The organism is Photobacterium pectinilyticum (assembly GCF_024357955.1).
Taxonomy (GTDB): domain Bacteria; phylum Pseudomonadota; class Gammaproteobacteria; order Enterobacterales; family Vibrionaceae; genus Photobacterium; species Photobacterium pectinilyticum.
In genome coordinates this window covers 1-3,168 of the sequence record NZ_JANEYT010000152.1, presented here as the reverse complement: position 1 = coordinate 3,168, position 3,168 = coordinate 1, and the positions used below count along the sequence as shown (strand labels likewise).

The 3,168-nt window shown below is 42.7% G+C and carries 4 protein-coding genes; 2 read left to right on the top strand and 2 right to left on the bottom strand.

All coding sequences use genetic code 11. The features are described 5' to 3' along the window. Window positions 1-159: 159 nt before the first annotated feature. Complete coding sequence (locus tag NHN17_RS25495; RefSeq protein ID WP_255045472.1) at window positions 160-558, bottom strand: VOC family protein; 399 nt, start codon at window positions 556-558, stop codon at window positions 160-162. A gap of 231 nt (window positions 559-789) precedes the next feature. Beyond that, window positions 790-1,041, bottom strand: a complete 252-nt coding sequence (locus NHN17_RS25490) for a hypothetical protein (protein WP_255045471.1) — start codon at window positions 1,039-1,041, stop codon at window positions 790-792. A gap of 657 nt (window positions 1,042-1,698) precedes the next feature. Between NHN17_RS25490 and NHN17_RS25485 the strand changes: the two genes are divergently transcribed. Together NHN17_RS25485 and NHN17_RS25480 are read left to right on the top strand one after the other, a co-directional pair. Beyond that, window positions 1,699-2,610 (top strand): polyprenyl-phosphate transporter, encoded by a 912-nt coding sequence (locus NHN17_RS25485; RefSeq protein WP_255045470.1) that lies wholly within the window; start codon window positions 1,699-1,701, stop codon window positions 2,608-2,610. A 242-nt stretch (window positions 2,611-2,852) separates the two neighbouring features. Continuing rightward, entirely contained in the window at window positions 2,853-3,104 is a 252-nt protein-coding gene (locus NHN17_RS25480) for a hypothetical protein (protein WP_255045469.1), read from the top strand. The last annotated feature ends 64 nt before the right edge of the window (window positions 3,105-3,168 follow it).

Genomic DNA, 3,168 nt, shown 5'->3' with positions numbered 1-3,168 from the left:
GAGCCGGATATCGACTCTCTACTTCCTTGGAACTTCTCTCATTAATAATCGCCCCGTGGAATCATGGGGCGGATACACAGCATTGATGAAGTCAACAAGCATTAAAAAAGCTCAAGTTCTTCAACTTGAGCTTAATCACATGCCGCTAGCATAAGAGACCTAGTTTTCCCAATCTCGATTCTGCAGTACGACACGATAACCATCAAGATCTTCAAACGTTTTCCCGACCTGCTCCCAATATGGGTTACTTGACTCAACGACCGAAAAACCAGCATCGATCATTTTCCGACAAGCCCGTTCCCAAGCCTGGCTGCAATCAACATAAAAAACTAATAAGTGTTCATGGCTGGGGGCTTGACCCACTACAGAACCAATCTTATGAACAAACTCGATATGATATGGGTGATGCTTATGCCCTAGAACGACACCATCAAAACCTTCGTAATCGTCAAATTGCTTTAATAAATCAAAACCCAGTGCCTGTCGGTACATGGCTGCAATTTGGGATACATTGTCTGTTGGTCTGACCACTCTTAATGTCGAATCTTGCGGTATCATATTGAAATTTAACTCCATTTAACTTGCTACAGAGTTAGTGTATTCCCCAGCCCCATCTTATTCAACCACGTTAATAATGATGGCGCATATTCCATGATATTAATCACATTTTGGAGCTTCCATACAAGCCGTTCTTGATTGAGTTCTTAAGTACAAGAGATACTGAAAGCCAAGCAACGTAGATATATACTAAAGTGAAAAGTGGCATCATATGCCACTTTTCATCCTATCTCAGTGCTTTAAATCTCCATGAGCTAACAAAGATAAGGCATCCGCAGAATATTTCTTAAAGCTAATGTCTGCCTTTTTCTGAGGGTAAACATACTTAATAACTTTCACAATATATTTTGCGACAACTTCACCACAAGGGCTTTTTTCATCATACCAAAATGTATCAATATCTTGTTTTTTCCCTATATCCCACTTCATATCAGTACGGACAAACTGATGATCTGCAGGGATTTGTAATAAATCACGGTACATAATCAGACTCCAATTTATTGTTTCACTGAAGCCATAATTCCATATTTTATTTATGGGCTTTTCTTCACATGTCACAATTTAATAAACCAACCAACTACCGACATCACACTCTAAGCCCATACCGACAACCTACTGATACCCCAAAGCACCAGAACGCTTACCCCTCCTTACAATGATCTCGTTATCGCTTATTGGACTCAGATCGCAGCTCAAAACATGATTTACCCCATAAGAAACCATCGACAAAAAACGTCTCTTCTGTCGGTTCCGTAAGCAGGTTTAATACTATTGTTTGGTTGAGTTTCGCATTGATCTAAAATGCGACAATATAGTCAAACATCGGTATGACCCAATTGCCGGTCTCATAGCTGTTTGGCAATAAATTTATGCTGATCCGGTCAAAAACTTCAGCCACAGCCTAGCTGGGCTCTCTGGCAATAGCACTTCAAAGTGAACAACAGCAAGCACCAGAAAGCGTTACTTTTCAATAAATTCACTTGTTTTGACTCCAGAGCCACCCACTAAGAACTGACGTTAGCAATGGTTAAGTGAAAAAAAGTCCAATTTCAATTTGCGGCAGGAGGAAAACACTTTTTTTTCACGCATTGTAGGTATAATAGCGCCAGTTTAATTCTCATCGGTAACTAATGGAAAGCTATGAGCAAAGTGTTTACCTTCCTAAAAGGGATGGCTATGGGAGCGGCTGATGTCGTACCGGGAGTCTCTGGCGGAACAATCGCATTTATTACAGGCATTTACGACACACTTCTTGAAAGCATTCGACGCGTTAATCCAAGCTTGATTGGCCTTTGGCGCAAAGAAGGGTTCAAGGCTGTCTTCAATCATATTAACGGTACATTCCTTGTCCTGTTGCTCTCGGGGATCCTGACCAGCATTTTTACTCTTGCTAGAGTCATTACCTGGATGCTTCATACACACCCTATCCCACTGTGGTCATTTTTCTTTGGCTTAATCATCATCTCAGTGATCCATATGTTCAAACAGATCACTCACTGGGGAGCTTCGCGGATCATTGCGGTGATTGCCGGCGCGCTTTTCGCCTACGGCATTACTGTTCTTCATCCGCTTACGCTTGAGCCAACTCACGTTAACATTCTACTGGCAGGCTCTATTGCCATCTGTGCCATGATTTTACCTGGCATATCCGGTAGCTTCATTCTGTTGCTACTGGGCATGTACACACCGATTCTTGGTGCAGCAAGATCACTGGATATTGTCACTTTAGGTCTGTTTGCTTGTGGTTGTGTTATTGGGCTTCTTACCTTTTCGCACATTTTGTCGTGGGTGTTGCGCAACTACCGCGATATCGCACTCACATTCCTAACAGGATTAATGCTTGGCACCTTAAGTAAGATTTGGCCTTGGAAAGAAACATTGACTTGGAGAACTAACTCCAGTGGCGAGCAAGTTCCCTTGATTGAGCAGAACTTGTCCCCTTTCAGTTTTGAACATGTAACTGGGCAGCCCGCTCTACTAGGCTATGCCGTTGTTGCCATGTTACTGGGAATCGGCATTGTGTGGGGCCTTGAGAAAGTCGCTGACAAATAGCCGCTCTCTGTTTCCCTAAAAAGGATACCGCTATGTACAGCACCTTTAGTCTCTTGACTAAGGGTGCTTTTTTATTTGCGTTGATTTACACAGCGAGACACACACTTTCATTCAGCTTGTTAGTATAACTTCCAACAACCAATACCAACCTACATAAGTATTTAATCAGTCTTGCAGGTTAAAGATTAACCTCGATAAGCTGCTATGCCTGCTTATCAAATAAGCTTTAGTGAGTGTCAATTATGAAGAAAACATATTTCCTTTACCTAGCCCTCGTTCTGTCATCAGCATCTACACTAGCTAACAGCGTGTTGGACTTTCATCTTGCCACTGCTGGCGAAAAATCATCTGCTGCCACCTATCAGTTAACACTGGCTGAGCTAGATGAACTCACACCACTAGAAATGCAGTTAACTACCTCTGGTGACAAGTCAGCTACTGCAGCGCATACCGTCCATAGTTTACCGGACACCAGCTCACAATGGCGTTGTTGAACAAATCCTGGGAACCTTTTGGTAGCGCGATGATCTGATCCCTCGACACAGTGAAGGGAGCAGA